Below are 6718 nucleotides of genomic sequence, written 5' to 3'. Positions count from 1 at the left end.
ATTTTGAAGTATAGGAGATAATTTAACAGTAGCTGTTAAATAGTGGTAATCAGGTTTAATTTAATAGTTAGATAAATTAATCATCATTTATCATATTAAATCTTTTTGTGAAGTCAGTCGTAATTTATAATTTAGATTTAAGTTGATAATATTGATTTAAACTCTACGTAACTCGATAAACATAGTTGAATATTATTAAGACTTTAATTTTATTAAAATAAAATAACAATTTATCTTCACGCTTCAGTTTTTTAAATATACGTTTAATCTTGTATTAAATTTGAAACTTTGGGCGCAAATAATTACTCTCCGTTGAAATTAAAATCTTCATCCATGATTAATTCATAAATAACACATGACAGGATATGTAATGAAAAAAACTAAAGTATTTTTAGCGATTGCTACGGCATTAACACTGAGTGCTTGTGGTGGCGGTGGTGATGATTCAACTCCAGCACCAGCACCAGCAGATGACCCTGTAACTACTAAAGAATACAAAGCAATAGATGGATATTTAGTTAATGCTGATATCTATGTTGACAGAAACAAAAACAAAATTGCCGATGAAGATGAAAAACTAGAACAAGTTACAGGTACAAATGGTGAATTTAGTGTTGAAGAGAAAGACACTAAATATCCCATTATCATTAAAGCAATTGCTGGTGTAACATCTGATTCAGACAAAGAGGGTAAAATCGATAAAGATTTCACTTTTGTTGCTGATTCTGGCATTGATATTATCTCACCATTCTCAACCATGGCATACAAAACTGATAAAACATTGGAAGAATTACAAACTGAATTAGACTTGCCTTCTGGTTATATAAATGCTGATTATGTTGCAAAGAAACTGGTAGATGAGAGTAAATCTGAAGCTGGAAAAGTTCATGCTTTGGCAAGAGCTCTTACTGAGCGAATTGCGAATGGTTTTGAATCATCTAAGTTAATTGAATCAGCAAAGAATATAAAAAAATCAATTGATGAAGATGTGAATAATGGTAAAGATTTAGATGAAAGTGTTTATGATATATCTCTCAAGGAACGCTTAATTTCAGAAGTATTCACTGTTATTCATACCTATAAATCTCAGTTTGGAGAAGAAGGCGTTTTTGCTAATGTTACCTTTAATGAAACTGAAGTTTCATCGGAAAATAATGGTGAAAAAGAAACAAATAGTATCGAATATTACGAGAATAGTTTTAAGATTGATAATGATCCATTAGATTACGTTGTACATGTTAGTCCTGACTGGATGCTAATAAAGACGACCCAAAAAGAACTATCTTTATTTATTGAGAAAGATAAAACCGAAAAACTTAATGAGTACGTTAAACTTACTGAAAGTGATTTTGCAGGAAAAACATTCTATCATTTTTGGGATGATTCAACGTCAGATACTCCAGACCCTGACTTCGCAACTTTCAAATTTTCTCAAGATGTTAATAAAGTTACAATTTTAGAAAATGGAGCAGAATCTGATCCATTAGATTGGAAGATAACAAGTGATGGTGATCTAGCAATTTCAGGTATTAATGATGATGGTACAGAGTTCATTATATCTAAAACGGCAGCGTCAGAATTAGATACTAATTTTATTATTTTTAACCATGGACGTTCAATCAATGACACGATTAAAAGGCCATATATCATCACTGAAAATAAAGAACTTGCTGATACTATTTTCAAAGAATGGAATAGTAAAACGGAAGTTATAAAATAATATAACGGTTTATATTTGAAATAATATATTTATAAAAAAACCAGAGCATATATAATCATGCTCTGGTTTTTTACTTACAAATAACGAGCCATTAAATGCTGTTTAAAGAAACGAGGATTTAATGTATCACCCGTCGCTTGTTTAACTAATTCATCTGTTGAAAGCGTACATCCTTTTGACCAGATATTCGTTTCAAGCCATGTGAAAATAGGTGATAAATCACCGGATGTGATTGCCGCTTCAACATCTACTACTTTCTTCATTGCTGCCATAAATTGTGCGGCGTACATAGCACCCAACGTATAAGATGGAAAATAACCAAAGCTACCGTCAGTCCAGTGAATATCCTGCATACAACCATCTTTGAAGTTACCTTTAGTATCAATACCAAGATAAGCCTGCATTTTTTGATCCCAAATTTCTGGAATATCATCAACCTCGATATTGCCTTCAATAAGATCTCGTTCAATTTCATAACGCAGAATAACGTGGGCAGGGTAAGTCACTTCATCAGCATCAACACGAATAAAACCCGGTTTGACGCGAGTATTAATTGTGTTGAGGTTTTCAGCCGTCAACGCACTATCGACTTCACGGTTAAATGTTTTCTGCGCCAATGGAGCCAGTTTTCTTGCAAAGTCGATATTGCGTGAAAGCTGCATTTCAAAAAACAGTGACTGACTTTCATGAATCCCCATTGAACGGGCTTGGCCTACAGGCAGATCTCGCCATTGATGCGGTAAACCTTGCTCATAACGTGCATGACCTGTTTCATGAATAACGCCCATTAACGCTGATGTAAAGTCAGTTTCATCATAACGGGTTGTAATACGTACATCAGTTGATACTCCACCACAGAATGGGTGAGTACTGATATCTAAACGCCCGTGATTAAAATCGAAGTTTAATAGCTTCATGACGTCGAGACTTAATGCGTTTTGCTCGGCAATTGGGAATGTTCCAGTTAAAGGCAATAAGGCTTCATTCTTCTGCTTATTTTGTACATCTTGAATGAGTTGCGGTAACCACGATTTTACATCAGCAAAAATACCATCGAGAATTTCAGATGTCATTCCTGGTTCGTAAAGATCGAGTAGGGCATCATACAGACTTAATCCTGTTGCTTTAGAGCGGATAGCCGCTTCTTGACGTGCAAGTTTTACGACAGGAGCTAAGTTTTGTTTAAATCCTTCCCAGTCATTTTCTTTACGCTGGGTACGCCAAGCATGTTCACATTGTGAGCCTAATAAGGACTTTTGCTCCACCAGCTCGGCAGGCAAGATATTATGCATCATCCATTGACGTTTTAGCGCAGCGAGGCTGATACGTTCAGCGTCAGATAATTGTTCTTGCTCTGCTTTTTTAAACCAATCAGCAAGGTAATCAGCCGTTGATAACTCATGTGCAAGAACGGCAAGTTCAGCCATAGCTTCAGAACGTGCTTCAGCACCACCACTTGGCATCATTGCAGCCTGATCCCAACCACATATTGCGCTTAAATGGTCTAATCGCGATAACTTACGAGCATGCTGTTCTAATTTTTGGTAATAGCTCATTGATTTGTCCTAATATTTGGCTGTTAAAAAACAAATTTACCTTATGTGTTAACTATTGAATAGCCAGTAAAAAAATAAAGGTTCATTAAAACGTTTAAAAAATTATAACAACGTGAGCAATAATAAAAAAACATGATAGAAGCGCTATAAAACGTTTATATTTACTGGCATTAACGCTATAAATGTAAAGATGACATGTAAATCGTAAAACAGTGTTACAAAATGAAGTTTTTCATATTGTTAACGCTATAATGGACGCCAATCTATATACCTATTTGAACTTATTTGTGACATTACAGCGTTGCAAATAGTTATATTAGATTGTTTTATCGTATTTTTAAGGGACTTTGCCTCAAATGAAAAAGACATCACCGCTTTTTTCTCTCGTTGGTGTAACTGCGCTTTGTACTGTGTCGTTTTCATCATTAGCAGCACCTTCTGTTATTCCTGATGCACCGACGTTAAGTGCAAAGGGTTATGTATTAATGGACTACAATACGGGTCAAGTATTAGTCGAGAAGAATGCTAACGAAAAATTAAATCCTGCAAGTTTAACTAAATTAATGACTAGTTATGTTGCGGGTCAGGAAATGAAGCAGGGTAATATCAATAAAGATGATATTGTGGTTATTAGCCGTAATGCTTGGGCACGTAATTTCCCAGATTCTTCAAAAATGTTTATTGAAGTGGGAAGTGAAGTCCCTTTGATGGATTTGTTCCGTGGTTTAATTATTCAATCAGGTAATGATGCAAGTGTTGCACTTGCTGAACACGTTGCAGGATCTGAGCAAGCTTTTGTCGGTTTAATGAATTCATGGGCTAAAAAGCTAGGAATGAATTCTTCACACTTTGCTAATCCACATGGCTTAGATCACAGCGATCTTTATACTACGCCGTATGATATTGCATTATTAGGACAGGCGTTAATTCGCGACTTGCCTTCTATTTATCCGCTATACAGTGAAACGTCATTTACTTATAACAATATTACTCAACGTAACCGTAACGGTTTATTGCATGATAAAAGCATGAATGTTGATGGTATGAAAACTGGCTACACTAGCGGTGCAGGTTATAGCTTAACAAGTTCTGCAACTGAAGGTGATATGCGTTTAATTGCGGTTGTGATGGGAACAAAAAGTACCAAAACCCGTGAAAGTGAAAGTAAGGCTTTATTAAATTACGGTTTCCGTTTCTTTGAAACTGTTGTTCCTCATAAAGCAGGAGATAAGATTTTATCTGAACGCGTGTGGTTTGGTAACAAAGAAAACGTTGAGCTAGGTGTTGACAGCTCAAGTTATGTGACACTGTCACGTAATGATACCAAAAAACTGACGGCAAGTGTTGAGCTAAATGGTCAGCTTGATGCACCAATAGCAAAAGGTGAAGAAGTCGGTAAGGTGCTTTACTTGGTTGATGGTAAAGAAGTCGCATCTCAACCGCTTGTAGCATTAGAGGCCGTTGAAGAAGGCAGTATTTTCAGTCGCCTTGTTGATCACGTTAAAAAGTTCTTTGCAGGATTATTTAGTTAATTCATCTACATTGTCAGTTTAAAATCATACGTTAAAAGCTCGGTTAAGGCCGAGCTTTTTTGTATCTACTTATCCAACCAAGCTTTTCGCAGTTTACTATTTCCTGTTGAAGCTAAAATCCGTATAATTCACGCCCTATAAATTCTTATCCAGCAATTCTACTGTCGGGTTTACCGATGGTGAGAGAAGTAGTAATGAATCAGACAGATAATCGTAAAGAAGTACTTGAATTTAATAAGCTGCAAAAGCGTCTACGTCGTAATGTCGGTAACGCCATTATTGACTACAACATGATTGAAGAAAATGATGTTGTGATGGCATGTATCAGTGGCGGCAAGGACTCATTTGCGATGCTGGATATCTTATTGAATCTGAAAAAAGCAGCGCCGATCAATTTTGATGTTGTTGCGGTTAACTTAGATCAAAAGCAACCAGGTTTCCCTGAGCATATTTTGCCAGAGTATTTTGCTAGCTTAAATATTCCATACTATATCGTAGATAAAGATACTTACTCAGTAGTGAAAGAGAAAGTGGAAGAAGGTAAAACAACCTGTGGTCTTTGTTCTCGTTTACGTCGTGGTACGCTGTACTCTTTTGCTGAAAAAATTGGTGCGACTAAGATTGCACTAGGACATCACTTAGATGATATTGTTGAGACATTGTTCTTAAACATGTTCCACGGTTCTCGTCTAAAGGCGATGCCACCTAAATTACGTTCAGATGATGGTCGTAACGTTGTTATTCGTCCATTAAGTTACTGTCGTGAAAAAGATTTAATTAAATACGCAGAGCATAAAGCGTTCCCAATTATTCCGTGTAACCTGTGTGGCTCTCAAGAAAATCTGCAACGTCAAAGCATTAAAGCGATGTTAATTGATTGGGATAAGAAAACACCGGGGCGTGTAGATGCTATCTTTAAATCTATCCAAAATATCAGCCCAAGCCAGTTAGCAGATAAGAACCTGTTTGATTTTGTTAACTTGCCATTAGATCGCGAAGGTGAGAAGGCTGAGTATGCCTTTACTGAGGCGACAGTCTCTTCAACAAACATTGATGAGTCTATGTTTATTGATGTGACTAACGTTTAATAAACATATTCATTAAAATAATGGGCTAATAACGTTGTCAAATATGACAAAGAATTTAGCCCTTTATTTAAGAAGTTCAGAAAACGCCTCACTGTTTCTTTTTACTGTATTATCGTTGTTACTCATCAACTGACTTTTACTGGTTATCCATCCTTTATTATTCACGGTTCTTAAGTGGTATTCGTCTTTATTGTCAGTAATAAACGAACCTTCTGTTAAGTTACTTATCTGTGTAATTTTCCCTATATCTTGGCGTTGTGTGTTTTGAAGATCCCAAGATGTTACCTTGTCACTTATTTTATTTATCTTTGATACTATTATTTGTTGTTCAACACCATTTGGCATGGTAAAAACTAAGCTATCACCAATAGTTAAATCACTGAGCAATTCATTATTTATTTCCACAATGCTTTCAATCGGTAGCATTGATATGCCTTGCTCTTGTTTCACTTTGTCTAGTAAATAGGGTCGGTAAAGCCAGAGATCTTCGCCTGTTAGTAAGTTAATGGGTGTATCGATGGATGTTGTGATTTGATGGTTATCGCTATGAAGTAGTGGGTTACCTTCAAGGTGTTCTTCAGCAACATAAGTGGGATCATTAATCATTAGTTCCTCTTCAAGACTCAGTATCTTGAATCCTTTGGGCACTTCAGCAACCTCACCAAGGTTGTGTATTAATATTTTCTCATCTATTGCAGGTGGCGTATCTTTTACTATTTTTGGTGCTTGTATTATGTTTGTTGCTTTGTCAGGCTTGAACATAAAGACACAGAGCAACCCAATAATCAGGGCTAAACCGGTATATTGGATCACTCTTTTCAT

The 6718-nt window shown here is 35.9% G+C and carries 5 protein-coding genes; 3 read left to right on the top strand and 2 right to left on the bottom strand.

Annotated elements, in window-relative coordinates:
* The first annotated feature begins 370 nt into the window (after window positions 1-370).
* On the top strand, window positions 371-1720 hold the full coding sequence (locus I3259_RS05460; RefSeq protein WP_238028692.1) for a hypothetical protein: 1350 nt from the start codon (window positions 371-373) through the stop codon (window positions 1718-1720).
* Window positions 1721-1794: 74 nt separating this feature from the next.
* On the opposite strand, the gene I3259_RS05455 is transcribed toward I3259_RS05460, so the two are convergent.
* Window positions 1795-3276, bottom strand: a complete 1482-nt coding sequence (locus I3259_RS05455; RefSeq protein ID WP_238028691.1) for a carboxypeptidase M32 — start codon at window positions 3274-3276, stop codon at window positions 1795-1797.
* A 356-nt stretch (window positions 3277-3632) separates the two neighbouring features.
* Between I3259_RS05455 and I3259_RS05450 the strand changes: the two genes are divergently transcribed.
* The gene (locus tag I3259_RS05450) at window positions 3633-4808 is read left to right on the top strand and encodes a D-alanyl-D-alanine carboxypeptidase family protein (RefSeq protein ID WP_238028690.1); all 1176 of its coding nucleotides are present in this window, start codon (window positions 3633-3635) and stop codon (window positions 4806-4808) included.
* A gap of 194 nt (window positions 4809-5002) precedes the next feature.
* Window positions 5003-5896 carry a tRNA 2-thiocytidine(32) synthetase TtcA gene (gene ttcA / locus I3259_RS05445; RefSeq protein ID WP_238028689.1) on the top strand — a complete coding sequence of 298 codons (894 nt, stop codon included), beginning with the start codon at window positions 5003-5005 and terminating at the stop codon, window positions 5894-5896.
* Window positions 5897-5959: 63 nt separating this feature from the next.
* Here ttcA and I3259_RS05440 read toward each other — a convergent pair whose 3' ends face one another.
* A complete protein-coding gene (locus I3259_RS05440) occupies window positions 5960-6718 on the bottom strand; it encodes a hypothetical protein (RefSeq protein ID WP_238028688.1) in 759 nt (252 codons plus the stop codon).

It is taken from the genome of Photobacterium sp. Ph5, from assembly GCF_022129445.1.
Classification (GTDB): Bacteria; Pseudomonadota; Gammaproteobacteria; order Enterobacterales; family Vibrionaceae; genus Photobacterium.
Note: the sequence above shows the minus strand (reverse complement) of the source record. Positions and strands in the feature narration are given on the sequence as shown.